At 72.0% G+C, this 23,539-nt stretch carries 22 protein-coding genes and 1 tRNA gene; 15 read left to right on the forward strand and 8 right to left on the reverse strand.

The genetic code is table 11. The features are described from left to right. Window positions 1-9: 9 nt before the first annotated feature. Complete coding sequence (locus AC3YO9_RS05635; protein ID WP_489982417.1) at window positions 10-1,062, reverse strand: DUF2776 family protein; 1,053 nt, start codon at window positions 1,060-1,062, stop codon at window positions 10-12. 102 nt (window positions 1,063-1,164) lie between these two features. Between AC3YO9_RS05635 and AC3YO9_RS05640 the strand changes: the two genes are divergently transcribed. Next, window positions 1,165-2,898, forward strand: coding sequence for a hypothetical protein (locus tag AC3YO9_RS05640; protein WP_489982418.1), 1,734 nt, complete (start codon window positions 1,165-1,167; stop codon window positions 2,896-2,898). A 421-nt stretch (window positions 2,899-3,319) separates the two neighbouring features. Further along, window positions 3,320-3,409 (forward strand) — tRNA-Ser (locus tag AC3YO9_RS05645). A gap of 105 nt (window positions 3,410-3,514) precedes the next feature. On the opposite strand, the gene AC3YO9_RS05650 is transcribed toward AC3YO9_RS05645, so the two are convergent. Beyond that, complete coding sequence (locus AC3YO9_RS05650) at window positions 3,515-3,958, reverse strand: MarR family winged helix-turn-helix transcriptional regulator (protein WP_489982419.1); 444 nt, start codon at window positions 3,956-3,958, stop codon at window positions 3,515-3,517. Between the two features lie 55 nt (window positions 3,959-4,013). Between AC3YO9_RS05650 and AC3YO9_RS05655 the strand changes: the two genes are divergently transcribed. Beyond that, window positions 4,014-5,069 (forward strand): ABC-2 transporter permease, encoded by a 1,056-nt coding sequence (locus AC3YO9_RS05655; protein WP_489982420.1) that lies wholly within the window; start codon window positions 4,014-4,016, stop codon window positions 5,067-5,069. A gap of 13 nt (window positions 5,070-5,082) precedes the next feature. On the opposite strand, the gene AC3YO9_RS05660 is transcribed toward AC3YO9_RS05655, so the two are convergent. Then, window positions 5,083-5,817: a hypothetical protein gene (locus AC3YO9_RS05660; RefSeq protein ID WP_127781744.1), complete on the reverse strand. Its 735-nt coding sequence runs from the start codon at window positions 5,815-5,817 to the stop codon at window positions 5,083-5,085. Window positions 5,818-5,971: 154 nt separating this feature from the next. On the opposite strand from AC3YO9_RS05660, the gene AC3YO9_RS05665 reads away from it, so the two are divergent. From AC3YO9_RS05665 to AC3YO9_RS05695, 7 genes are all read left to right on the forward strand, one after another. Then, a complete protein-coding gene (locus tag AC3YO9_RS05665; protein WP_489982584.1) occupies window positions 5,972-7,999 on the forward strand; it encodes a dipeptide ABC transporter ATP-binding protein in 2,028 nt (675 codons plus the stop codon). 85 nt (window positions 8,000-8,084) lie between these two features. Continuing rightward, complete coding sequence (locus AC3YO9_RS05670; protein ID WP_489982421.1) at window positions 8,085-8,870, forward strand: ABC transporter permease; 786 nt, start codon at window positions 8,085-8,087, stop codon at window positions 8,868-8,870. Window positions 8,871-8,881: 11 nt separating this feature from the next. Further along, a complete protein-coding gene (locus AC3YO9_RS05675; RefSeq protein ID WP_127781746.1) occupies window positions 8,882-9,877 on the forward strand; it encodes an ABC transporter permease in 996 nt (331 codons plus the stop codon). An 89-nt stretch (window positions 9,878-9,966) separates the two neighbouring features. After that, window positions 9,967-10,563, forward strand: a complete 597-nt coding sequence (locus AC3YO9_RS05680; protein WP_489982422.1) for a cysteine hydrolase family protein — start codon at window positions 9,967-9,969, stop codon at window positions 10,561-10,563. Beyond that, window positions 10,560-12,161 carry an ABC transporter substrate-binding protein gene (locus AC3YO9_RS05685; RefSeq protein WP_489982423.1) on the forward strand — a complete coding sequence of 534 codons (1,602 nt, stop codon included), beginning with the start codon at window positions 10,560-10,562 and terminating at the stop codon, window positions 12,159-12,161. The genes AC3YO9_RS05680 and AC3YO9_RS05685 overlap by 4 nt, the downstream gene beginning before the upstream one ends. A gap of 3 nt (window positions 12,162-12,164) precedes the next feature. Then, the gene (locus tag AC3YO9_RS05690; protein ID WP_489982424.1) at window positions 12,165-13,034 is read left to right on the forward strand and encodes an N-acyl homoserine lactonase family protein; all 870 of its coding nucleotides are present in this window, start codon (window positions 12,165-12,167) and stop codon (window positions 13,032-13,034) included. Beyond that, window positions 13,031-14,068, forward strand: a complete 1,038-nt coding sequence (locus AC3YO9_RS05695) for an isopenicillin N synthase family dioxygenase (protein ID WP_127781749.1) — start codon at window positions 13,031-13,033, stop codon at window positions 14,066-14,068. Before AC3YO9_RS05690 ends, AC3YO9_RS05695 begins: the two co-directional genes overlap by 4 nt. 77 nt (window positions 14,069-14,145) lie before the next feature. Here the strand turns inward: AC3YO9_RS05695 and AC3YO9_RS05700 are convergent, their stop codons facing one another. Next, window positions 14,146-14,868 (reverse strand): YoaK family protein, encoded by a 723-nt coding sequence (locus AC3YO9_RS05700; RefSeq protein ID WP_489982425.1) that lies wholly within the window; start codon window positions 14,866-14,868, stop codon window positions 14,146-14,148. A gap of 77 nt (window positions 14,869-14,945) precedes the next feature. After that, window positions 14,946-16,736: an allophanate hydrolase gene (gene atzF, locus AC3YO9_RS05705; protein WP_489982426.1), complete on the reverse strand. Its 1,791-nt coding sequence runs from the start codon at window positions 16,734-16,736 to the stop codon at window positions 14,946-14,948. A 169-nt stretch (window positions 16,737-16,905) separates the two neighbouring features. On the opposite strand from atzF, the gene AC3YO9_RS05710 reads away from it, so the two are divergent. The 5 genes from AC3YO9_RS05710 (at window position 16,906) to AC3YO9_RS05730 (ending at window position 20,290) form a co-directional block, all read left to right on the forward strand. Beyond that, window positions 16,906-17,427 (forward strand): DinB family protein, encoded by a 522-nt coding sequence (locus tag AC3YO9_RS05710; protein WP_127781752.1) that lies wholly within the window; start codon window positions 16,906-16,908, stop codon window positions 17,425-17,427. A gap of 87 nt (window positions 17,428-17,514) precedes the next feature. Continuing rightward, window positions 17,515-18,696: an LLM class flavin-dependent oxidoreductase gene (locus AC3YO9_RS05715; RefSeq protein ID WP_489982427.1), complete on the forward strand. Its 1,182-nt coding sequence runs from the start codon at window positions 17,515-17,517 to the stop codon at window positions 18,694-18,696. Between the two features lie 30 nt (window positions 18,697-18,726). Beyond that, a complete protein-coding gene (locus AC3YO9_RS05720; RefSeq protein ID WP_127781754.1) occupies window positions 18,727-19,086 on the forward strand; it encodes a hypothetical protein in 360 nt (119 codons plus the stop codon). A gap of 47 nt (window positions 19,087-19,133) precedes the next feature. Beyond that, window positions 19,134-19,766: a hypothetical protein gene (locus AC3YO9_RS05725; RefSeq protein WP_127781755.1), complete on the forward strand. Its 633-nt coding sequence runs from the start codon at window positions 19,134-19,136 to the stop codon at window positions 19,764-19,766. 20 nt (window positions 19,767-19,786) lie between these two features. Next, the gene (locus AC3YO9_RS05730) at window positions 19,787-20,290 is read left to right on the forward strand and encodes a metallophosphoesterase family protein (protein WP_489982428.1); all 504 of its coding nucleotides are present in this window, start codon (window positions 19,787-19,789) and stop codon (window positions 20,288-20,290) included. On the opposite strand, the gene AC3YO9_RS05735 is transcribed toward AC3YO9_RS05730, so the two are convergent. The 3 genes from AC3YO9_RS05735 to AC3YO9_RS05745 are packed head-to-tail and all read right to left on the reverse strand — an operon-like array spanning window position 20,287 to window position 23,464. Beyond that, complete coding sequence (locus tag AC3YO9_RS05735; protein ID WP_127781757.1) at window positions 20,287-20,907, reverse strand: TetR/AcrR family transcriptional regulator; 621 nt, start codon at window positions 20,905-20,907, stop codon at window positions 20,287-20,289. The two genes, AC3YO9_RS05730 and AC3YO9_RS05735, sit on opposite strands and share 4 nt — an antisense overlap. A gap of 59 nt (window positions 20,908-20,966) precedes the next feature. Next, the gene (locus AC3YO9_RS05740) at window positions 20,967-22,172 is read right to left on the reverse strand and encodes an NAD(P)/FAD-dependent oxidoreductase (protein ID WP_127781758.1); all 1,206 of its coding nucleotides are present in this window, start codon (window positions 22,170-22,172) and stop codon (window positions 20,967-20,969) included. Further along, on the reverse strand, window positions 22,169-23,464 hold the full coding sequence (locus AC3YO9_RS05745) for a cytochrome P450 (RefSeq protein WP_127781759.1): 1,296 nt from the start codon (window positions 23,462-23,464) through the stop codon (window positions 22,169-22,171). Before AC3YO9_RS05745 ends, AC3YO9_RS05740 begins: the two co-directional genes overlap by 4 nt. Window positions 23,465-23,539 lie beyond the last annotated feature (75 nt).

The raw sequence follows: 23,539 nt of genomic DNA on the forward strand, positions 1-23,539 counted from the left end.
CCTCCCGGATCAGTCCGAGCTGGCGCCGGCCTCCAGGATCGACACGATGGAGTACAGCGTGAAGCAGACCGCGCCCAGGCCCACCAGCACCCGAGCGGGGACGAAGAACCCGGGGCTGACCACTGCCGCCTCGAACACGAACGCGGCCAGGAACAGGCAGGTCAGCGCGGTCACCACCGGGATGAGCGGGATGCGGCTGGCCAGCGGGAAGCTCTGCCGCCACACCAGGGCCAGCAGCAGCACCTTGGACAGGATGCTGAAGCAGATCAGCCCCAGGCCGATGAGCACGAACCCGGGCGCGTAGCGGGCAGGCCAGTCGGTGCCCAGCAGCACCACCAGGCCCCACACCAGGTTGACCGTCCCCATCGCGGCCACCCACCAGGTCCACCAGTAGCGCTCGCGGCCGGTGAAGGTGTTGCGCACCTGGCGCACGATGCTGAGCACCAGCGCCACCAGGCTCGCGCAGATCATGCCCAGGCCGAGCAGCACGTGGCCACCGACGTCGTCGGCGCCGGCCTCGGCCAGCAGCGCCGCCGCGTAGCCGATCGCCGCAACCGCGCAGGCCGCCGGCACCGCGCCCAGCGCCCAGCCCACCGCGGCGGAGTAGGCGCCGTCCGGCGGGCCGGCGTCGGCCGGACGAGCACTGTTGGCCGGGATGCGGGTGAAGGCGGTGGACGCGGTGGCCACGGTGCTCACGCACGTCGCCACCAGCCCGATGCCCACCACCACCGGCCCGATGGTGTGGTGCTCGGTGGAGCTGCCCGCGGCGATCACCGCGCCCCACACCACGGTGGCCAGCGCGACGACGTAGCCCGCACAGGGCAGCACCACCTTCCACACCGTGCTGTAGCGGTGGATCAGCTGCCGGATGATCGTCGCCGCCGTGGTGAACAGCGCGAAGCAGATCGCGGTGAGGGCGATGAGGACCGTGCCGGCGGTGACGTGGGCGGGCCGGCTGCCGGCGTCGTCGGCGGCCAGGCGCACGTCCAGGCCGTAGGCCAGGCACAGCGCGCCCATCACCAACGGGATGGCCCGGAACAGGACGCTGATGCTGACGTTCATGCGACACCTCGCAGGCGCTCGCCGGAGTGGTCTGAGATCGACCGTACGTGGGGGTGACGCTTCGACTGGTTGGTCAGGCAACGAGGTGGTTAGTCTCCGTCCATGGTGACCCAGATCGCAGTGCGCGCCGGACTCGCCCGTTCTCGGAAGGTCGCGGCCCTGGCCGTGGCGGGCGCCACCGCGCTGCTCGGGCTGGCGCTGCCGCCCAGCGCTGCCGCCCAGCAGCCCGTGCAGGCCGAGCGCACCGAGGAGCCGGTGACCGGGTCGGCCAGCGGCGACGGGGTGCAGGTCAGCTACGTCAGCCTGTACGCGCCCATGCCGGCCGCCGCCCCGGCACACCCCGCCGCCTGCGACCGCCTGGGCTACCTGCGGGTGCGCGCCGCCGACGGCCCGGCCGACCCCGCCGAGACCGACAACGTCTACGTGCTCATGCCCGGCATCCTGGCGGGCGCGGGATCGCTGGAGCCCGTCGCGCGCAACGTGGTGCGGGCGGCGGCGAAGACCGGCAAGCAGGTGGAGGTGTGGGCGCTGGACCGGCGGTCCAACTGCCTGGAGGACCACACCGGGCTGCTCGCCGCCGCGGACGCGAGCAGCGCAGACGTCGCCTTCGACTACTACTTCGACGGTGCGGAGCAGGACGGGCGGAGCTACGCCGGCACCGCCAGCGCCGCCGACACCGCCTTCCTCAACGAGGTGGGCCTGGCGCAGACCGTGCAGGACTACGCCACGGTGCTGATGCAGCTGCCCGCCAGCTACCGCAGCAAGGTGATGTGCGGCGGCCACTCCCTGGGCGGCCCGATCACCGCAGCGCTGAGCAGCTGGGACTTCAACGGCACCCCCGGGTACACCCTCTGCGGCGGCTACTACGTGCTCGACTCCCGGCTGAGCATCACCCGGCCCGGCACCGAGGGGCTGGCCGCCCTGCAGGCGATGCTGCCGGTGGGCCTGGCCGACGCGCTCAGCGGGCTGCGGGCCGCCTCCCCCTACATCAACCTCTCCCCGCTGACGCCGCAGACCTTCGCGCTGCTCGGGGTGCTCAACACGGCGGCCGGGCAGGCGCCGGACGCACGCAGCACGGTGCTGCCGCGCATCCCGCGGGACCTCAACTTCGAGGTGGCGCTGCGGCTGTTCGGCGCCAAGGACTGGGCGTCCGCGCTCACCGGGCAGCCCGACCTGCGCGACTTCAACGCCACCAACGCGACGGTGCTGGGCACGGTGCTGGACGACAACTCCTCGCCCATCACCATCCTGCGGGCCAGCTTCGGTGCGCCCACCGGTGGTGGATCGATCGCGCCCAAGAACTTCCCGCTGCCCTACGGAACGCCCAGCAACTCGCTGCTCGGCGGCAACAAGCTGGTCATCGCCAGCGACCCCGCGGCGGTGAGCAGCTGGCTGAACTACGACGAGCTGCCCGCGGCGGGGGCGACCACCGCCGACGGCGACGTCTTCACCACCCCGGCCAGCGAGATCACCGACGTGCAGCAGTTCGCCTCGGCGTTCAGCATCCCGGAGTCCGACGGCACTGAGTGGTACTTCCCTATCCGGCTGGTCACCGACCTGCAGGCTGCGCAGCTGGGCGACCGGCACGGCTCGCTGGCCGGGCTCCGGTACGACGGGCCCAACCAGCGCCCGGCGATCTACTTCGACGCCGGTGACTCCGGGGTGGCCGACGGCCCGGCCATCGGGGGCCCCATCGTCAACGGCGGCGTGCAGGTGGTGCTGCCCGGCTACAACCACCTGGACGTGACCACGGCGGCGTGGAAGCAGAACGACGGGCGCCCCGAGCAGATCAGCCACCGCTTGGTGGAGTTCACCGCGGGCCTTCCGCCCAGGTAGCGGCGTTTTCTGCCGCTGCGAGCAGGATCGTCCGGCGGTACCGTCAGCGCAGTGCCGAGGGCTCGTCCGGATGGGCGGCTGCAGTCCGACGGCGGCACGACGGAGGGTGACGATGAGCGCAATCGACAAGGCCAAGAACAAGGCTGAAGAGCTGATCGGCAAGGCCAAGGAAGCCGTGGGTGGGGCCAGCGGCAACAAGGACCTCAAGCACGAGGGCCAGGGCGACCAGGCCAAGGGCAACGTCAAGCAGGGGGGGCGAGAACGTCAAGGACGCTGCCAGCGACACCAAGGACAAGCTCACCGGCGACTAGCTCGCACCAGGTGGCCCGGGTTGCGTGGGCGGCCCGGCGATGGCTCGTGCGCGGTGCACCCAGAGGTGGCCGGGCAGGAGCGCCGACCGCGATCCGGTAAGGTAGCCGGCGGTAGCGTGTCCGAGCGGCCTAAGGAGCACGCCTCGAAAGCGTGTGAGGGTTCACCCCCTCCGTGGGTTCAAATCCCACCGCTACCGCCACGAGCACCACGACGAAGCCCCTCCCGCGCACGCGGTGAGGGGCTTTGGTCGTTCTGGGTCGTTCCGCCCCAGCACGCAGCGGAGCGGTGGCAGCGGTTCGGCGGGTCAGGCGTCGTCGCTGCGGTTGTAGCGGTGCAGCAGCCGGGCGAAGGTCTGCACGTCCTCCTCCGACCAGTCGCGCAACCGGCCCTCGATGGCCCGCACCTGCTCGTCCCGGACGCCGTGCAGCAGCATCGTCGCCTGCTCGCTCAGCGCCAGGGTGTGCGAGCGGGGGCGCTCCGGGTCGGGGTGGCGCACCAGCAGGCCGCGAGCCTCCAGGCCGGTGAGCTGCCGGCTGGCGGTGGACTTGTCGACGCGCAGCGCGGCAGCCACCTCGGTGACCCGGGCGCCGGGATGTCCATCCACGTGGGACAGCAGCGAGAAGTCGACGTAGCTCAGCCCGGCCTTCGCCGACCCGCCCTCCGCCCGGATGCGGCGGCTGAAGTCTGCGAGGTCGTCATGAATCTGCTCAGCCCAGCGACGCGCTGAGGGTTGCTGGTCGGCCGCCATGAGTTGTACTCTACAACCTCAACCAGTTGTAAAATACAACCAGAGAGTTCTGCCGATGCCTGCCGCCGCTCACGGCCACCCCCGCGTCTCCGTCTCCTTCGTGCTGAGCCACGCCCTCGTCCCGGTCCTCCTCGGAGCGGTGATGGCGGCGGCCTACGTGGGCGGGTTCGCCAAGCCCCACCCGCAGCAGGTGCCGGTGGACGTGGTCGGCGACGCCCCACAGGCCACTGCGCTGGTGGAGTCGCTGCGCGGCACGCTGGGCGACAAGGTCAGCCTCACCGTGCAGCCCGACCGGCAGGCGGCGGCGGACCGCATCGCGGCGCAGGAGACCAGCGCTGCCTACGTGCTCGACGCGGACCGGCCCAGCCTGCTCGTCAGCTCTGCGGCGTCGGACACCACGGCGGTGACCGTGGAGCGGATGTTCGCCCCGATCGCGCTGCAGCAGTCGCTCCCGCTGGCGGTGGAGGACGTGGTGCCCACCTCGCCGGACGATCCCTCGGGTCAGGCCCTCTTCTTCTACCTGGTGGCGCTCACCGTCGGCGCCTACGGCACGGGCACGGCGATCGGCACCGCGGGCGCCTCGCGAACCCTGCGCAGCCGCATCGGCCTGGCCGTGGGTGGAGCCGCGGCCAACGCCGTCCTGGTCACCGCGGTGGCGGAGCTGATCAATGGCACCATGGGCGGACACGTCTGGGCCATTGGCGGGACGGCCTTCGCCTACGCCCTGGTGCTCACCCTCTTCGGCGTCGGTCTGCACACCCTGGTCGGCCGGTTCACCACGGCGTGCATGGTCATCCTGTTCGTGGCGCTGAACTTCACCAGTGCGGGTGGGGTGTACCAGCCGTGGCTGCAGCCCGGCCTCTTCGCGTGGCTGCACCAGTTCTGGATCGGCTCCGGCATGCTCGAGGCCGCCCGCAAGATCGTGTACTTCCCGGACCTGTCCCTGGCCCGTGACCTCGGCACGATCGGGGGCTGGCTGGTGGTCGCCGCGGCCCTGCTGGGTGCGGCGGCCGTGGTGGAGCGGCGGCGACGCGCGGCGGCCCTGCGGGGCGCCGAGGTCAGCGAGGCCGAGGAGCGGGAGATCGAGCTGGCGGAGAGCGTCGTCTCCTAGGCGTGTCGGTCCCCTAGGTGCACGGGCGGGCGAACGGGCGCATCCGCTCGCTGACCTCTCGCCGCAGCTGCGGGTCGGCGGCCAGCGCTGTCGTCGTGTGCTGCGCTCCCCGGCCCACCAGCTGTGGGTCCACCACGCCGAGCTCGCCCAGGTGGGTCAGCACCTGGTCCTGGGTGCCGAAGGGCAGCGGCCGCCGGTCGCGGTCGCCGAGCACCCCCCAGCGCGACACGTACATCAGCAGCGGGCGATCGCCGAGCGGGAAACCCTGCTGCAGGGTGAGGCGGTCCGCGGCGACAGCACGACGGTCGTAGCTGCCCTCGGTGGCGTCTAGACAGCTCAGCTGCTCGGCGCTGAGCGCGGACACGGTCACCGCTGCGGTCGCACCTCGCCGCGCGAACGGAGTGGCCGCGACGTACCCGCCCTGGCTGACGTGGGCGGAGTGGCCCACGTCGGTGCCGTGCAGCACCCCCACGCCAGTGGGCACCACCGTGGCGGCGCCGGCTGCGGCGAGCTTGCGGCGCAGCACGTCCGGGCAGCGGTTGGAGCCGATGCCGACCACCAGCGCCCGGCGGGCCAGGGGCGCGGCGCCCATGTCGGCCAGCAGCCTGTCAACCTCGCCCGCGGCCCCGTGCAGGGCGATGAGGTGGTCGTCCACCTGCAGCGCGGAGAACGGCAGCGCTGGCCCGGGGTAGCGCCACGGCTCGGCGCGCAGGTCCACCGCGAGGTTCAGCGAGCGCAGCGTCGGCACCTGACCATCGTGACAAAGGCGGGCAAGTCAATTCACTTCATAGTTACCTGCGAACGTTCAGCCGAAACACTTGCACCTAAAACTATCGCGCAACCGGTATTGCCGGAGAGATTCACTCCTTCCGCTGTAGGGGGCTTCTTTGAGTGACACCCTCATCACCCGCAGTGCTTCTGACCTGGCCTTGACCACGAACACGTCGGTGAACCAAACAACGGCCGAGGTCGAGGAACTGGAGGTCACCTTTCAGCGAAAGGGCGCTGCAGTTCGCGCCCTCCGGGGCGTCTCCCTCACCATTTCCCCCGGCGAGATCGTGGGCCTGGTGGGCGAGTCCGGTTCCGGGAAAAGCGTTCTGGGATTTTCCCTGCTGGGTCTGCTGCCGCGGTCCGCCGAGCTGGGTGGTGCCGTGCGCGTGATGGGCTCAGACATGCTGCACGGTGACGAGAAGTCGCGGCAGAAGGTGCGGCGACTCAACCTGGGCTCCATCTTCCAGGACCCGATGACGTCGCTGAACCCGACGATGCGGGTGGGACAGCAGGTGGCCGAGTCGGCCGGCAGCACCGCAGAGGCGGAGCGCCTGCTCGCCGCGGTGGGCATCCCGGACCCGGCGCGGCGGATGCGCAGCTATCCCCACGAGCTCTCCGGCGGCCTTCGCCAGCGCGTCATGATCGCCATGGCGGTCGCGGGCGACCCCGAGCTGATCGTCGCGGACGAGCCGACCACCGCCCTGGACGTCACGGTCCAGGCGCAGGTGCTGGTGCTGCTGCGTCGACTCCGGGACGAGCTCGGGTGCAGCGTCCTGATGATCACCCACGACCTGGGCGTTGCCGCGCAGATCGCCGACCGGGTGGCCGTGCTCTACGCCGGTCGGATCGCGGAGGTCGGGCCCGCCGCGGAGGTGCTGCAAGCCCCCGCGCACCCGTACACGCACGGGTTGCTGCAGTCACGGCTGACCTTCGACACCCACCGCCAGCGTGCGCTCGCAGTGCTGCCTGGCGAGGTGCCCAGCCCCACCGCGGTGCTGTCGGGTTGCCCCTTCGTCCCGCGCTGCCCGCTCGCGCACGACCAGTGCAGCACCCGGCCACCTGCGCCGACGGAGGCCGGGCCGGGCCGGGTGAGTGCCTGCGTGCTGCCGGCACCCACCGTCCACGCCCGGCTGCACCCCGAGGAGGCCGTACCTCCCGAGGACGCCGTACCTCCTGACGCGGCCGTGCCCCCCGACGAGGTAGTGGCTCCGCAGACCACCACCGACGACCCAGCGCGCGAGCGTGGCGTGGCGGTCTCCGTCCGCGAGGTCACCAAGGCGTTCCCCACGGGCGGCGCGGTGCGGGGACGGGCTCGGTTGCAGGCCCTGCGGGGGGTCTCCCTCACCGTCGGCGCTGGTGAGGCCGTGGCGATCGTGGGGGAGAGCGGCTCGGGCAAGTCGACCCTGCTCCGGGTGATCGCCGGGCTGGAGACTCCGACGACCGGGCAGGTGGGCCTCGCCGCCACCGAGCGCCCCCAGATGGTCTTCCAGGACGCTGGTGCCTCGCTGACACCGTGGATGTCGGTGCACGAGCTGGTCTCCGAGCGCCTGCGCGGCCGCAAGCTCTCGCGCCGGCAGCGCGACGCGCGGGTGACCGAGGCGCTCACTCGGGTGGGCCTGCCTGCCGACGTGGCCAGGGCCCGCGCAGCCCAGCTCTCCGGCGGGCAGCGCCAACGGGTGTCGCTGGCCCGCGCCACCGTGGTGCCCCCGGCGGTGCTGCTCTGCGACGAGCCGACCAGTGCTCTGGACGTCTCCCTCGCCGCCTCGGTGATCAACCTGGTCGGGCAGCTGCGGGAGAGCCTGGACATGGCCGTGGTGTTCGTGACCCACGACCTGTCCGTCGCCCGGGTGGTCGCCGACCGCATCGCCGTGATGTACCTGGGTCGGATCGTGGAGATCGGCGACGTCGAGCAGGTCACCGCCCGCCCCGCCCACCCCTACACGCAGGCGCTCATCGCCTCGATCCCCGACATCGGCCGCGAGCCGGAGGTGATGATCGGTGAGCCGGGCAGCCCCCTGTCACCGCCCTCCGGCTGCGCCTTCCACCCCCGGTGCCCGCTGGCCATCGCCACCTGCAGCGAGCCTGCGCTGGACGTCGGGCTGGAGGGCACGCCCGGCAGCAACCACCGAGTGGCGTGCATCGAGCGGAGGGCGAGCTGACATGACGCTGACCTTGTCCAGGGCGGTGCCGCTGGCCGCACCCGCTCGACGCCGGACCCGCTGGTTCAGCTCACGCGGAGCCACCATGAGCTGGCTGGGAGCCAGCCTGCTGCTGCTGCTCACGCTGGTGGCCGTGGCGGTGCCGGTCCTGGCGCCGCACGACCCCTTGCTGCCCGTGGGAGTGCCGCTGACCGGGCCGTCCTGGGGGGCGCACCTGCTGGGCACCGACAGCATCGGCAGGGACGTGCTCAGCCGGGTGCTGTACGGGGTGCGCGCCAGCTGGTTCGCTGCCCTCGCCGTGGTCGCCCTCGGCGTGCTGGTCGGCGGTCTGGTGGGCCTCGTCGCCGGGATGGCCGGTGGCTGGGTCGACTTCGCCCTGATGCGCATCACCGACGGCTTCCTCTCCATGCCGGCGCCGGTGCTGGCCATCGCCGTGGTGGCCGCGCTGGGCCCTGGCTTCCTGCACACCTTGATCGCGGTGTCCATCGTGTGGTGGCCCTTCTACGCCCGGCTGGTCCGCGGCGAGGTGGCTCGCCTGATGGCTCGGCCACACGTCGAGGCGGCGCGGTTGGCGGGGGCCGGACGGTTGCGCCTGGCCCGGCGCCACGTGCTGCCCGGAGCCGTTCCCAACACGGTGGTGGCTGCCAGCCAGGACATCGGAGCGCTCGTCCTCACGTTGGCTGCGCTGTCCTTCCTCGGGCTCGGCCAGTCCGCCCCCGCCGCGGAGCTGGGTGCGGACACCGCTCGCAACCTCAGCTACTTCCTGCAGCAGTGGTGGATCCCGGTGCTGCCTGGCGTGGGGGTCCTGCTGCTCACCCTGGTCGCCAACATCGCCGGGGACAGCGCCCGCAACCTCATGAAGACGAGCTGAGAGGACCCGCCGTGCCTGCCTTCGTGCTCAAGCGCCTCTCGGCGATGGTGCTGATCCTGGTGGTCCTCACCGGGGTGATGTTCGTGCTCCAGAGCGTCTCCAGCCTCGACCCGGTGCACGCCCAGCTGGGCGCACAGGCATCTGCGGACGCCGTGGCGGCCCGCCGGCACGAGCTGGGGCTCGACCTGCCGCTCACCACCCAGTTCTGGAACTACCTGGTCGCGGTGGTGCAGGGTGACTTCGGGACGTCCTTCCGCACCCGCCGCCCAGTGGGCACCGACCTGTTGTCGTTCGTGCCCGCCACGCTCGAGCTGGCACTGGCCGGCATCACCATCGCGCTGCTGCTGGCCATGCTGCTCGCCTTCAGCACCACGCTGCGCTGGCGCGGCGCCGAGGTGCTCCGGGTGGTGCTGTTCACCGGGGCAGCGGCGCCGATGTTCCTGCTCGGCATCGTGGGGATCATCGTCTTCTACCAGCAGCTGGGCTGGCTGCCCGCCACCGGCCGCTCGTCCGTGGCCGACCTGCCGGACGGCCCCACCGGACTGCTCACCGTCGACGGGCTGCTGGCCGGGCGCCTGGACGTGGTGGCCGACGCGCTGCAACACCTGGTGCTGCCGGCCACGGCGCTCGCGCTCGGGCCCGCGGTGGCGATCGGGCGGGTGCTGCGCTCCAGCCTGCTCACCGACCTGGAGAGCGACTACGCCCGCACCGGCCGCGCCAAGGGCTTGTCCAGCCGGGGGGTGCTGTTCAAGCACGTGCTGCGCAACTGCGTCGGATCCTCCCTGGCGATGACCGGCCTGCAGCTGGGGCTGATGTTCTCCGGAGTGCTGGTCGTGGAGCAGGTCTTCGCCTGGCCCGGCATCGGGCAGTACGTGGCCCAGAGCATCCCGGTCGCCGATTTCCCCGCCATTGCCGGCGTCACCCTGCTCCTCGGCGCCGTCTACGTCGTCATCAACGCGGTCGTCGACCTGCTCCAGGCGGCCGCCGATCCCCGCATCAAGGTCTGACTCCCCTCGACCTCCCCTTCCCCCTGCTCTTCCGCCGACAACCAGAGGAGACTGCCGTGCCAGCTCAGCCCCTGATAGTGGGAAATCCCGTGCTCGTGGTCGTCGACATGCAGGAGGGCGCCGGCCTGCCCGGCGACGAGATGGGCATCGAGGTGATGGGGGGCAACGCTGACCGTGTCGCCCGAGTCGAGGGCCTGCTCGCGGCGGCCCGAGACGCTGGCGTCCCGGTGGTGTTCTTCCAGGAGGTGCACCGCCCCAGTGGGATCGACTTCGGGCGCGAGCTGGACGGCGCCGAGGGTCCGCACTGCATCGAGGGTGCCCGGGGCACCGCGCTGGAGCCAAGCCTGCGACCACGGCAGGACGAGTTCCACATCGTCAAGCGGCGCTACTCCGGGTTCATCGGCACCGAGCTCGAGATCGTGCTGCGCGGGCTGCGGGCATCCACGCTGATCCTGGTCGGTGGGCTCACCGACGTCTGTGTGCACTACACCTTCGCCGACGCCCACCAGCGCGACTTCTACGTCCGGGTGGTCTCCGACTGCGTGGGTGGCTCGTCGGAGCGCAGCCACGCGGCCGCGCTCGAGGCCATGGAGTACCTGCAGACCGGTGCCGTGCGCACCAGCGACGAGATCGTCGCTGCGTTCAACAACCTCAGCCTGTCCCACCTCGAAGGAGCAAGCCTGTGAGAAGACGACCGGGACTGATCTCCTCGCGGCGACGCGTCCTTGCCGCTGGCGCCATGGCCGCCGCGGTGGCGCTCACCCTCACCGCGTGCGGGGGTGGTGGGTCCAGCGCACCCAACGCCGCTCCCACCGACACGGTGCTCAAGCTGTCGTTCCTGCAGGACATCGGCCAGCCCCCGGACCCGGACATCTACTACGCGGGTCAGGGCCTGATGCTCACCACCAACACCTACGAGGGGCTGCTCCAGTTCAAGGCAGGCACCGAGAAGCCGGTGCTCGAGCCGCTGCTGGCCACCTCCTGGACTGCCTCGCCGGACAACCGGGTGTTCAGCTTCGAGCTGCGCCAGGGCGTCACCTTCCACGACGGCACCCCCTTCACCGCCGCGGCAATCAAGGCGTCCTTCGACCGGCGGCTCGCGGTGAACCAGGGACCGGCGTACATGGTGGCCGACGTCGCGACGGTGACCACCGACGGCGACTACCGGGCCACCATCACCCTGGCCGAGCCCAACTCCGCGTTCCTGGACTACCTCGCCTCGCCCTACGGCCCCCGCATGATGAGCCCGACGGCGCTGGCCCAGCACGCCGGTTCCGACCACGCCCAGACCTACCTGCAGACCCACGACGTCGGCACCGGCCCCTACACGCTCTCCGACGCCCAGGTCGGCTCGCGCTACGCGCTCAAGGCCTACCCCGGCTACTGGGGGAAGAAGCCGTACTTCACCGACGTCGAGCTGCCCGTCCTCACCGACACCTCCGCGCAGCAGCTGCAGTTCAAGAACGGCCAGGTAGCCGCCATCACCCACGACCTGCCCTCGTCAGCGGTGGAGTCGTACAGCAAGAACACCGGGTTCACCAGCTACTCCCTGCCCACCATGATGTCCGGCAACATCTACGTGAACCCCAACAAGGGCATGTTCACCGACGTCACGACCAGACGCGCGCTGCAGCAGGCGATCGACGTGGAGAGCCTGGTCAAGCAGACCTACTTCGGCCGGGGCACGGTGGCCAAGCAGGTCTACCCGCCGAACATGATCGACCCGCAGCTCGCGCTGCAGACCGTCCGCCATGATCCAGCGCCGCTGACGAAGGTGGCCGCAGGCCTGCCCTCGGACCAGAAGAACATCACCGTGGGCTATGACTCGTCCAACCCGGACTACCAGCTGGTGGCGAACCTGGTCTCTACCCAGCTGGCGAGCATGGGGATCACGGCCAAGGTCCAGGGGTATCCCTCCTCGGAGGTCTACGGCTGGGTGGGCACCAAGGGCAAGGACGCGCCGGAGCTCTTCGCCTCGAGCGCCTGGCCGGACGCCCCCTCGCCCTACACGTGGGGGCACATCACCTACGACCCCGACGGTGGCCTGAACTACCTGGGCTGCTCCTCGCCAGAGACCACCAGCGCGTTGACGGAGGGCAAGCGGACCGGCTCCAGCGAGGCGTTCTCGACCGCAGCCGCCAGGGCGCTGGAGACGGGCTGCTGGCTCAACTTCGTCGACATCAACGACTTCATCGTCGCGCAGTCCTGGCTCAAGGGCGTGGAGAAGGCCCACGTCGTCACCAACCCCACGGCGCTGCGCCTGGCCGAGCTGACGGTGGGCTGAGCGATGGGAAACCTGGTTCGTCGAATCGTGCTGCTGACCCTCGGCTGGGAAGAGCTGCCCAAGTCGGTCTCCGTGCACGGCGCGCCCGCTCACGAGCGCCTGCGGGAGCCCGTGCCCGGGGTGCTGCTGCAGGCCGACGGGGGGTGGGTGCTGCTGGACACGGGCTTCAACACCGCCCTCATCCGGGACGCTGCCCTGCGCCAGCGCTTCTACCCGGGCGTGGACTACGTCCCGGTGATCTCCCCGACGGGGGAGCCCGTCGAGCAGGCGCTCGCCGACATCGGGGTGGACGTCGACGACATCCACGCGGTGGGCGTCAGCCACCTGCACCACGACCACTCCGGTGGGCTCAAGCTGTTTGCCGGCAAGGTGCCGGTGCACGCCCAGCGGCGGGAGCTGGAGTACGGCCTGTCTAACCACCCGGAGCCGGAGCGCCACGCGATGGCCAGGATCGACTTCGACGACCCGCGGATCGACTGGCGGCTCGCCGACGGGGACGCCGAGATCGCCCCAGGCATCCACGCCGTGCCCACCTACGGGCACACCCCCGGCCACCAGAGCTTCTCCGTCGAGCTCGACGAGTCGGTGGGCGGCGGCGGGTTCGTCTTCGCCTTCGACGCCGCCGACCTGACCGAGAACATCGAGCACGAGCTGGCCATCGGCGGTTTCGTGGGGGTGGCCCCCGAGGAGACCGTGGAGCCCATCCGGCGGCTCAAGCGCCTCGCCACCGAGCGCGGCTTCACCCTCGTGCCCGGGCACGACCCGCACGTCTGGCCCGAGCTGACCGAGCACTTTCACGAGCGCTTCGGCCCGGTCGGTGCTCACTCCCACTCCCGTCTCGTCGCCCACCCAGAAGGAGAAGTGCCGGCATGAGCAAGACCACGTCGTTCCAGTCCGTGCCCATCATCGACATCGGTGGCCTGCGCTCGGCCGACCCCGACGCGCAGCAGGCGGTGGTCGCCGAGATCGGCCGTGCCTCCCGGGAGGTGGGCTTCTTCTACGTGAGCAACACCGGGGTCGACCCGGCGCTGTTCGACAGCTTGGTGGAGGTGACGAGGGACTTCTTCGCCCGGCCGCTGGAGGAGAAGATGCGCACCTACATCGGGCTGTCCCGGTGCCACCGCGGGTACGTCCCGATGGGGGAGGAGGGCGACCCGGCGAAGGTGGACCTGAAGGAGGCCTTCGACTCTGCGCTCGACCTGCCTGCCGACGACCCGGACCACCTGGCGGGCAACCCCATGCTCGGGCCCAACACCTGGCCGGACATCCCCGGTTTCGCCGAGACGGTGACCGCCTACTACACCGCGGTGCTCGGGGTCGGGAACCAGCTGCTGCGCGCGTTCGCGGTGGCTCTGGGCGAGGACCCCGAGCTGTTCACCGCCAAGGCCACCAAGACGCCGAGCCAGCTGCGGCTGATGCACTACTGGCGCAACGACGAGGCGGTGGACGTGGAGGGCATCGGGGCGCACAGCGACTACGAGTGCTTCACCCTGCTCAAGCCCACCGCACCCGGCCTGGAGGTGCTCAACGGAGCCGGCGAGTGGATCGACGTCCCACCTGTGCCGGACACCTTCGTGGTGAACATCGGCGACCTGCTCGAGCTGTGGACCGCGGGAGAGTTCGTCGCCACCACCCACCGGGTGCGCAAGGTGCAGGAGGAGCGGTACTCCTTCCCGCTCTTCTTCAACGTCGACTACGACACGGTGGTGGCGCCGCTGCCCCAGTTCGCCTCCGCTGACGGCCGCGAGCGTCCGGCGCTGAAGGCCGGTGAGCACCTCTTCGCCCAGACCGCGCAGTCGTTCCAGTACCTGCGCACGCGGCTGGAGAGTGGGGAGCTCACCCTGCCGGAGGGTTCTGTTCCCCGGGGACAGTTCGGTCAGGGAGCGCTCCAGGCGAAGGCCGGGTAGGCCGGGTCCCGCTGGGGGCGTCTGCTGGCGACGCCCCCAGCTGCGGTGCCGGACGCCGTGCCCCGAGCGGAGGGGCGTCAGGCCGCGGGCCGCGGCACCCGACGGAGCCGGCTCAGCGCCCCGGCCAGCAGCACCGGCCCCAGGCTGGCCAGGTGCACCGCCGGCACCGCCTGGGGGGCGTGGCGCACCAGCGCCCCGGCGAGTGCAGCACCGCCGACCAGCCCGCCGAGCGCCAGCAGAGCCCGCTGCGCCGGCTCACCGCGCCGGCCGTTGACCAGCTGCACCACCAGCGTGGTGAGCGTGCCGGTGAGGTACGTGGTGGACAGCCCGGGCACCCCCAGGCGCTGCACTGCGGCAGCCTGGATGCCCAGCGCGAGGCAGCTGGCGACCAGCAGCGCCAGCGCCGCACCCTGGTCGGGGCGCCCGTCCTCGGCCCACCACACGACCGCGTAGACCACCAGCAGCGCCAGCTCCACGGCCAGAGCGGGCTGGACGGCCCGCGGCCACAGCACGTCGGGCTTGCGGGCCAGCCCCACCATCCAGCCGCCGAGGAGGGCGCCGACGACGTAGAGGCCGATGGCGGTGGCGGCCTTGCCGAGGGTGGGCCAGTCCTGGTCGCCGAGGGAGAGCCCGAAGATCACCATGTTGCCGGTCATCACGCTGGTGAAGACACCCCCGAGCAGCAGGTAGCTGGTGGCGTCGGTGGCGCCGCTGTTCACCGCCAGCAGCGTCACCAGGACGTTGCGCAGCCTGAGGTCAGCAGGCTCTGCGGGGCCGGTGCTGCCCGCCTGGGACGTCACCCTCTCCAGTGTGCCCAAGCGCCCACGCGCCCCGGCCCGGGCGGTGTCTGCTCAGCGCGGCGCCTGGGGCACGGGGCTCACGGGGTCATGGGGGTGCTGCCGCGCTCCAGGTACGCGACCCAGCCGCCGAAGCTGGTGATCTCGCGGCCGGTCTCGGCCGCCTCGCTGGGGCACAGGAACCCGGTGCACTGCGAGCCGTCGTCCAGGCGCACCGTGCCCAGCACCATCGGCTCGGGCAGCTCGGCCAGGAAGGTGCCCAGCCCGGCCGGTGGCAGCAGCCACTTCTCCCCGGCGATGGCGGCACCCCAGGCGGCGTCGTGCACCAGTCCCGGCTTGGGCGGGGTGGTGGGCAGGGCGTGCAGGCGATACTCCGGCGCCGTGCGCACCGGACCCACCAGGCGCGCACCGCGCTCGATGAGCTGGTGGTTGAGCGGGTGGCCGGCCAGGTGTGCGCCCACCACCACCAGCTCCAGGCTGGGCTGCGCGCCCACCACCGCCACGTCGTTGCTGCCCTTCCCGTCGAGCAGGTGGGCAACGTCAGCGGCCACCCGGTCGTGGAACGCCGGGGCCAGCACCGTCACCCCGAACGGGGCGCCGTCGGCCTCGCCGGCGGGCACCGCCACCCCGCACAGGTCCAGCAGGTTGGCGAAGTTGGTGTAGGTGCCCAGCCGGCTGTTCACCCCGACCGGGTCAGCCTGCACCTCGGCGATGGTGGGGTTCTCGGTGGTGGTGGGCAGCAGCAGCGTGTCCACCTCGGCGAACACCGCACGCGCCAGGCGGGCGAAGCCGGCCAGCCGTCCCTGGTCCGCCACCAGCTCGTGCGCCGGAACGTCCTGGGCGCCCAGGATGATGGAGGACACCACCGGGTCGGCGTCAGCGGGTTGGGTGGCCAGGAAGGCGCCCACCGCGGCATAGCGCTCGGCCACCAGCGCACCGTTGTAGAGCAGCGTGGCCGCCTCCAGCAGCGGGGCGATGTCCACCAGCACCAGCGTGGCGCCGGCCTGGCGGAGCTGCTCAGCCGTCTCGGTGAAGCGCTGAACCCGGGCGGGCGAGAGGTGCAGCAGCTGCTCCGCGGCGGGTACCCCCACCTTGGGCGCCGGAGGTGCGGCCAGCGGGGCATCGGTGGGCCAGGGGCGTGAGCTGGGGTCAGCGGCCTCGGGCCCGAACAGCACGGCCGTGACCGCCTCCGCCGCGGCCAGGGTGGGGGCGAAGACGCTGACCGTGTCGTAGGAGCGGGCCGCAGGCACCACGCCCAGGGAGGGCACCAGGCCCAGGGTGGGCTTGATCCCGACGATGCCGTGCAGCGCAGCCGGCACCCGCCCCGACCCTGCGGTGTCGGTGCCCAGCGCGAAATCCACGGTGCCCAGCGCCACGGCGACGGCCGACCCGGAGCTGGAACCGCCGGAGATGCGCTCCGGGGCGTGGGCGTTGCGCACCACGCCGTACGGGCTGCGGGTGCCCACCAGCCCGGTGGCGAACTGGTCCATGTTGGTCTTGCCCACCACGATGGCACCGGCCTGCACCAGCCGCGCCACCGCCGGTGCGCTGCCCGTGGGCTGGTAGGCGAAGCTGGGGCAGGCCGCGGTGGTGGACAGCCCGGCCACGTCGATGTTGTCCTTGACGCCGAACACCGTGCCGGCCAGCGGCAGCACCTCGCCCGCCTGCACCCGGGCGTCCACCTCGGCCGCCTCCGCGAGCAGCTCGGCGGGCGGGCGCAGCGCGATCCAGGCCTCGGGACGCTCGCGCAGCGCGAGGCTGTCCAGCGTCGCCTCCACCCGTCGGGTCGCACTGACAGCGGGGGTCTCGAGCACCACCGGGCGCTCCTGCACCGAGGTCGTCGTGCCGCCTCGGCGTGCCGTTGTGTCCATGCGGGCGAAGGTATCCCGCGACAGTTACGCCATCAGGGCCTACGTGTTACGGGCCGGGGTCGGGGCGATGTGCGGGCAGTCACAGTTCTGTCGGTGCTGTCTCCTACCTTGGGAAAGGCCCCAGAGACCTCGCCCCAGAGGACTCCCGCCCGGACCCGAGGAGAACGTCATGAGCGACCTGTCAGTCAACCCCGCCCCGGCCGGAGGAGAGCTGGCTGAGCTGCTGGGCACCCTGGCCCAGCACCGGCAGTTCCTGCGGCACACCGTCCGCGACCTCACCGACGAGCAGGCCGCCCAGCGGACCACCGCCAGCACGCTGACCCTGGGCGGGCTGATCAAGCACGTCGCCGCCACCGAGCGGCAGTGGGCCAGCTTCCTCACCGAGGGTGCGGCCGCGATGATGGGTGGCGGCACGGCGCAGTGGGCGGACGGCTTCCAGATGGTCGAGGGCGACACCCTGGCCGGGCTGCTCGACGGCTACGAGGAGACTGCCCGCCGCACCGAGGCGCTCGCCGCCTCGCTGCCCGACCTGGACACCGCCCAGGCGCTGCCCGACGCCCCGTGGTTCCCCCAGGGCCTGAGCTGGACCGGGCGCCGGGTGCTGCTGCACCTCATCGCCGAGACGGCCCAGCACTCCGGGCACGCCGACATCATCCGCGAGTCGCTGGACGGAGCCAAGACCATGGCCTGAGCGACGGCCGCCTTCCGCTGGCCGCGTGGTGTGACGCAGGTTACATTTGACCTTCGTCAACGGTGATGAGCGCGGGAGAGGCACACCATGAGCAAGCTGCGGTTCGGCACGTTCCTGGCCCCGTTCCACCCCGCGGGGGAGAACCCGACGCTGGCGCTGCAGCGGGACCTGCGCCTCGTCCAGCACCTCGACGACCTGGGCTACGACGAGGCCTGGATCGGCGAGCACCACTCCGCGGGCAGCGAGATCATCGCCTCGCCGGAGATCTTCATCGCCGCCGCCGCCGAGCGCACCCGGCGCATCAAGCTGGGCACCGGCGTCACCTCCATCAGCTACCACAACCCGCTGTGGGTGGCTGACCGCATGGTGCTGCTCGATCACCTCACCCGGGGCCGCAGCATGCTCGGCGTCGGCCCGGGCTCGCTGCCCACCGACTCGGCGATGATCGGGCTCAACCCCACCGACACGCGCGAGCTGCTCGACGTCAACATCGACATCATCATGCGGTTGCTGGCCGGCGAGACGGTCACCGAGCAGACCGCCACCCACAACCTGGTGGACGCCCGGCTGCAGCTGCGGCCCTACTCCGAGCCCTGCTTCGACATCGCCGTCGCCGCAGTCGCCTCGCCCACCGGTCCCCGGCTGGCCGGGCGCTACGGCGTGGGGCTGCTGTCCATCGGGGCCACGCTCACCCAGGACGGCTTCGACGCCCTCGCGCTGCACTGGGGCGTGGTGCAGGAGCGGGCGGCGCACTTCCACCAGCCCCCGCCGGACCGGGACAAGTGGCGCCTGGTGGGGCTGATGCACGTTGCCGAGACCCGTGAGCAGGCCTACCGCGACGTGGAGCACGGGATCGAGCAGTGGTTCAGGTACTTCCAGAAGGTGGCGGCGTTCCCGCAGATGGGGGTGGAGGGCGGTGACGTCCGCGAGATGATCGACTTCATCAACGACCACGGGGTGGGGGTCATCGGCACGCCCGACGACGCCCGCGCCCAGGTGCAGCGCCTGCAGGAGCAGTCCGGCGGCTTCGGCGCCATGCTGCTGCTCAGCCACGAGTGGGCCAACCCCGAGGCCACCCGCCGCTCCTACGAGCTGGTCGCCCAGCACGTGATGCCGCACTTCCAGGGCCCGGGCCGCAGCCACGCCGAGTCCACCCTGGCCGCCAAGGCCTACGCCACCGGAGTGCGCGACAGCCACGCCGACGCCCAGTGGAGCGCCGTCAGCCACATGGCCGACAAGTACGCCAAGGAGCTCGCCGACAAGCCGTGACGGCAGGACTCGCGTGACAGAATGGCTTGCATGGCAACGATCGTTCTGTCCGACAGCATCCTGCGGGTACGGCTGAACGTGGGCGAGCACGTGGGCGGGTTGCTGCGCAACCTCCAGGTGCCCGCCTCGTCCGTGCGAGACGTCGAGCTGGTGCCCAACGGCCTCAAGGCGTTGCGCGGCCTGCGCGCCCCCGGGCTGGGGCTGCCGGGGCTGCGAGCCATCGGCACCTGGCGCCACAAGGGTGAGCGCACCATGGTCTCGGTGCGGCGCGGGCAGCCGGCCGTGCGGGTGCGGCTGAGCGGGCAGCGCTTCGACACCCTGCTGATCGGCATGGACGACGCGGAGCTGGTGGCGGACGCGCTGCGGGCCCGGCTCGGCGTGCGTCTCTGACCCGTGGCAACGGGCTCACCCGCTGGTTGTGCGACAAGATGCCTGCCATGACGACACCTGTTGCCGCACCGGCGCGATCCTGGTCGCTGTACTCGGAGGTCCCTGAGCGTCGCTCGCGCCAGGTGATCAGCGACCTCGGGGTGCTGCTGTGGTGCGTGGTGTGGATCGTGCTCGCCGGGATGCTGCGGGAACGGGTGCTCGACGTCCAGGACACGGCCCGCCGCGCCGAGGCGGCCGGCACCAAGCTCAACAACGAGCTGGGCGACGCCAGCGCCATCCTCGGCAGCGTGCCGCTGCTGGGCGGCACCCTCGCCTCGCCGCTGCGCACCGCCGGCGAGGCCGGCACCGACCTGGTCGCCGTGGGGCGCAGCGCGCAGAGCGCGGTCGGGACCACCGCCACCATGCTCTACGCCCTCGTGCTGGTCCTCTGTGTCGGGGTGGTGCTCGTCTGGTGGGTGGTCAACCGGTTGCGCTGGGCCAACGACGCCCAGGCGGCCAGCGTGCTCCGGGGCAGCCGGGAGGGCCTGCAGGTGCTGGGCCTGCGCGCGGCGGGCCGGGCGCCGGTGGGTGCCCTGGGCGCGGTGCTGCAGTCGCGCCCGGCCGGCGTGGACCAGCAGACCCTGGAGGCGCTGGGCACCCTGGAGCTGCAGCGGCTGGGCGTCCGCCCGCACGGAGGCTGACCGGTGCAGGAACTCCTCCCGTGCAGCTGCTGATCATCGCCGACACCCACCTGCCCAAGCGGGCCCGCGCGCTCCCGGAGCAGGTGTGGGCGGAGGTGGACCGGGCCGACGTGGTGATCCACGCCGGCGACTGGGTGGTGCCGCAGGCGCTGGACGAGCTGGAGCAGCGGGCCCGCCGGCTGGTCGGGGTGTGGGGCAACAACGACGGCGCCGAGCTGCGGGCCCGCCTGCCCGAGGTGGCCCGGGTGGAGCTGGGCGGCCTGCGCTTCGCGGTGGTGCACGAGACCGGACCGAGCACCCGGCGCGACCAGCGCATGCGGGCGCTGTACCCCGACGTCGACGTCCTGGTCTTCGGCCACAGCCACATCCCCTGGGACGGCGAGCACGACGGGCTGCGCGTGCTCAACCCCGGCTCGCCCACCGACCGCCGCCGTCAGCCGCACTGCACCTACCTGACAGCCCAGGTGGGCGGCGGGGTGCTCAGCGACGTGGTGCTGCACCGCCTGCCGCCGCGGGCCGGCTAGAGGCGGAAGTAGCGGATCGCGACCTCGGCGACCTGGTGGCTGGTCTCGGCGCTGTCGGCGGCCGGCAGCACCAGGTGGCTGACGGTGAGCCGGACGACGGCGTCGATGCCGTGCCTGGCGTCCGCGTCGGTGACGTCGGGCAGGTGCTCGGTGAGCCAGCTGACCAGCTGGTCGGAGGCGAGCTCGAGCAGCGAGATGGACGTGGTGAGCAGCGGCAGGATCCCGCCGTCGCGGTGCGCCTCCGGCACGGTCTCGGCCTGCGTGGCCGCTCGCGGGCTGGTCAGCACCGCCTTGAGCAGCGGGCTCGCCGCGGCCTGGTCCATGGTGTGCTGCACCGCGGCGGTGATGCCGGTGCGGACGTCGTCGGGGTGGGCGTCGAGCGCGTCCCGGATGCCGGTGAGGAAGCGGTCGGCCTCCTGCAGCACCAGCGCCTCGCCCAGGCCCTGCTTGTCGCCGAACTCGTTGTAGAGGGTGGTGCGGGAGGTGCCGACCGCGGCCGCGACCTCGCTCACCCGAACTCGGTCCCACCCCTTCTCGGCGGTGAGGGCGTGCGCGGCGGCCAGCGCCTGGGCACGCAGGTGCTGGCGGTAGGACACCCGGAGCGAGTCGGCCGACACGCTGGAGACCCTACGGAGCCGGCTCGCGCCGGCCCACGCGCGGGGCAGGGCCTGGCGGGCTACCGGGCACCGGCAAAGTCGAGCGCGTCCGCCCAGCTGCCCCCGGCGGCGATGCGGGCGCGGTACTTCATGGTCTTGCCGGGCAGGTTCAGCGTGAGCGCCCCGGTGAGCTGGTCGCCGCGACGGAACAGCGCCACCCACTGGTCGCCGGCCAGCGCGTCCGGCCCACCCACCACGTGCACCTCGTCACCGTCGGCGACACCCACCATCTGCAGCTTGTTGCCGTACCACTCCGACCAGAAGTAGGGCACCGCGCGGTGCTCCGTGGCGCTGGCGGGGTCCAGGGCGTTGCGGGCGGCGGTGCCCGCCTGCTCGGTGGCGTTGGTCCAGTGCTCCAGGCGCATGCTGGTGCCGAACAGCGGGTTCACCCAGCGGGCGACGTCGCCGGCGGCGTACACCCCGTCGGCGGCGCGCAGCGTGGGGTCGCACACCACGCCGTCGTCCAGCGTCAGCCCCGAGCCGGCCAGCCAGCCGGTGGCCGGCTGCGCCCCGATGCCCACCACCACCAGGTCGGCGTCCAGGTGGGTGCCGTCCTCGAGCACCACGGCCTCCACCCGGTCGGTGCCCACCAGCCGCTGCACCCCGGACCCGCACAGCAGCCGGGTGCCGTACCGGTGGTGCAGGTCGGCGCAGGCCTGGGCCATCTCCGCGCCCACCGCCCGCACCAGCGGCAGCGGGGCGGCCTCCACCACGGTGACGTCCACCTGGCGCCGGGCGGCGGCCGAGGCCACCTCCGAGCCGATGAACCCGCCACCGACCACCACGGTCTGTGCCCCCGCGTCCAGCGCCGCGCGCACCTGGCGGGCGTCGTCGAGGGTGCGCAGGGTGTGTACCCCAGCCAGCTGCTCCCCGGGCAGGGTGCGCGCGGTGGCGCCGGTGGCGATCACTGCCGCGGCGTAGTCCAGCCACTGCCCGTCGACCTGCACGCGGTGGCCGGCGGGGTCCAGCGCGGTGGCGGGGCTGCCCAGGTGCAGGTCCACGTCCAGCTCCGCCAGCTGCTCGCGGGTGCGGTAGCTGCTGGGCGCGGTGCTGCCGTCGGCGTCCAGGAATGCCTTGGACAGCGGCGGACGGTCGTAGGGCAGGTGCTCCTCGGCGCCGAGGAGGGTGATGGGCCCGGTGTGGCCGGTGCGCCGCGCCGCCTCCACCGCCCGCAGCCCGGCCAGCGAGGCGCCGACGACGACCAGCGGCGGTTGGCTGCTGCTCACGCCGGGCGGCGCTCGGGGGTGAAGGTGACCGGCAGGTGGTTCACGCCGTGGAAGAAGTTGCTCACCGTGTAGCTGGGCTCACCGCTCACCGCGATGTCAGGCAGCCGGTGCAGCAGCTCCCGCCAGGTGGCGGTGATCTGGCGGCGGGCGAGCTGGCCGCCCAGGCAGTGGTGGATGCCGCCGCCGCCGAAGGCGATGTGCGGGTTGGGGTTGCGGCCCAGGTTCAGGCGCTCGGGGTGGTCGAAGACCTCGGTGTCCCAGTTGGCGGAGGCGTAGAACAGCACCACCTTGTCGCCGGCGGTGATCTGCGCACCGTTCAGCTCGCAGTCGCGGGCGGCGGTGCGGCGGAAGGTCATGATCGGGGTGGCCCAGCGCACCATCTCCTCCACCGCGGGCTTGATCCGGCCGTCGAAGTCCGCCATCAGCCACTCCCGCTGGTCGGGGAAGTCGGTGAGCGCCTTCATGGTGTGGCTCAGGCTCTGCCGGGTGGTGTCGTTGCCGGCCACGGTGAGCAGGCCGAAGAAGCTGATGATCTCCTCGTCGGTCAGCTGCTCGCCGTCCACCTCGGCCTGCACCAGGTTGGTCATCAGGTCAGCCTCGGGCTTGCGGCGCCGCTGGGCGATGAGGTCGCTGGCCACCTCGAAGATGTAGCCCGACGCCTCGAACAGCCGGGGCAGTGGCTCCGCGCCGTCCAACAGCTCGGGGTCGTTCCAGCTGCCGGCGAACTGGGCCTCGTGGGCGACCTTGGCGCGCACCTCCTGCGGCACGCCCATCATGTCGCAGATGTTGTGCATGGGCACCAGCGCTGCGACCTCGGCGACGAAGTCCACCGAGCCCTTGGCGGCGATGCCGTCCACCACGGCGGCGGCGTTGGCGTCGATCTGGCCGTTGATCCGGTCGAGCTGCCTGGGGGTGAAGGCGGAGGTGAGCAGCCGGCGGATCTTGGTGTGCCGCGGTGGGTCCATCGCGATGAAGCCCTGTGCGGTGTCCAACAGCTCCTGGGGCATGGACTCCATCAGGATGCCCTCACCGGAGAGGAAGTCCTCGTGCCGCTTGGTGGCCTCGATGAGGTCGGCGTGCCGGGTGACGGCCCAGAAACCCTGGTCGTTGGGGTCCTCGAACATCAGGCCCTCGATGGGGGCGTGCCAGCTCACCGGCCGCTCGGCGCGCAGCTCGGCGAAGGTGGTCTCCCGCTCGGCCGCGGTCTTGGACCAGAACGCGGTGGAGGAGATGTCCGCCGGGTCCTTGGGGCGGGTCTCGCGGGGGTGGGCGGCGTGGGGGGTGGTGGTCACGGTGAGCCTCCTGCTGTACACGGCACCCCCTGATGACCAGAAGGTGAACAAAAAAGATCTAGGTGTCAATCATCT

The organism is Rhodococcus sp. Z6_132, from assembly GCF_058133635.1.

Excerpts from the sequence above, each read along its gene's own strand:
- AC3YO9_RS05635 (WP_489982417.1), bottom strand. The coding sequence starts at position 1,062 with ATGAACGTCAGCATCAGCGTCCTGTTCCGGGCCATCCCGTTGGTGATG.
- AC3YO9_RS05640 (WP_489982418.1), top strand. The coding sequence starts at position 1,165 with ATGGTGACCCAGATCGCAGTGCGCGCCGGACTCGCCCGTTCTCGGAAG.
- AC3YO9_RS05650 (WP_489982419.1), bottom strand. The coding sequence starts at position 3,958 with ATGGCGGCCGACCAGCAACCCTCAGCGCGTCGCTGGGCTGAGCAGATT.
- AC3YO9_RS05655 (WP_489982420.1), top strand. The coding sequence starts at position 4,014 with ATGCCTGCCGCCGCTCACGGCCACCCCCGCGTCTCCGTCTCCTTCGTG.
- AC3YO9_RS05670 (WP_489982421.1), top strand. The coding sequence starts at position 8,085 with ATGAGCTGGCTGGGAGCCAGCCTGCTGCTGCTGCTCACGCTGGTGGCC.
- AC3YO9_RS05690 (WP_489982424.1), top strand. The coding sequence starts at position 12,165 with ATGGGAAACCTGGTTCGTCGAATCGTGCTGCTGACCCTCGGCTGGGAA.
- AC3YO9_RS05695 (WP_127781749.1), top strand. The coding sequence starts at position 13,031 with ATGAGCAAGACCACGTCGTTCCAGTCCGTGCCCATCATCGACATCGGT.
- atzF (WP_489982426.1), bottom strand. The coding sequence starts at position 16,736 with ATGGACACAACGGCACGCCGAGGCGGCACGACGACCTCGGTGCAGGAG.
- AC3YO9_RS05710 (WP_127781752.1), top strand. The coding sequence starts at position 16,906 with ATGAGCGACCTGTCAGTCAACCCCGCCCCGGCCGGAGGAGAGCTGGCT.
- AC3YO9_RS05715 (WP_489982427.1), top strand. The coding sequence starts at position 17,515 with ATGAGCAAGCTGCGGTTCGGCACGTTCCTGGCCCCGTTCCACCCCGCG.
- AC3YO9_RS05720 (WP_127781754.1), top strand. The coding sequence starts at position 18,727 with ATGGCAACGATCGTTCTGTCCGACAGCATCCTGCGGGTACGGCTGAAC.
- AC3YO9_RS05725 (WP_127781755.1), top strand. The coding sequence starts at position 19,134 with ATGACGACACCTGTTGCCGCACCGGCGCGATCCTGGTCGCTGTACTCG.